This window comes from Sedimentibacter sp. B4, from assembly GCF_000309315.1.
GTDB lineage: Bacteria > Bacillota > Clostridia > Tissierellales > Sedimentibacteraceae > Sedimentibacter > Sedimentibacter saalensis.
On record NZ_CANG01000328.1, the window covers coordinates 1 to 348 of the forward strand.

The following is a 348-nucleotide window of genomic DNA, read 5'->3' on the forward strand; positions in this document are numbered from 1 at the left end:
TTGACAGTCCAGGTAGTAAGCGAGGTCGTCCTCGGTGAGGCCGTCCCACGGCCCGCCGAGCAGCCGGCGCGACATCGAATCGCGCAGACCGTACAGGCCGTAGTACAGCGCGAGCGCGGAGACGGGCACCGCCGGCGCTCCGGCGTCCGCCTGGTCGCGCAGCAGCAGCGTCGTGGCCAGGCTCATGGTGGCGCCGCCGCTGTCACCGGCGAAGGCCAGCCGGGTGCCGTCGACGTGGTAGTCGGCGCCGTGATCGAGCAGGTGCCGCGCGAGGGCGGCGCACTGCTCGATCCCGACCGGGAACTTCGCCTCAGGGGAGAGCGCGTAGTCGATACCCACGACCGCAGC

General features: G+C 71.8%; 1 protein-coding gene. It reads right to left on the reverse strand.

The features are described 5' to 3' along the window. The coding region (locus BN358_RS23370) for an alpha/beta hydrolase fold domain-containing protein (protein ID WP_157593386.1) at positions 1-348 on the reverse strand (348 nt) is incomplete at both ends.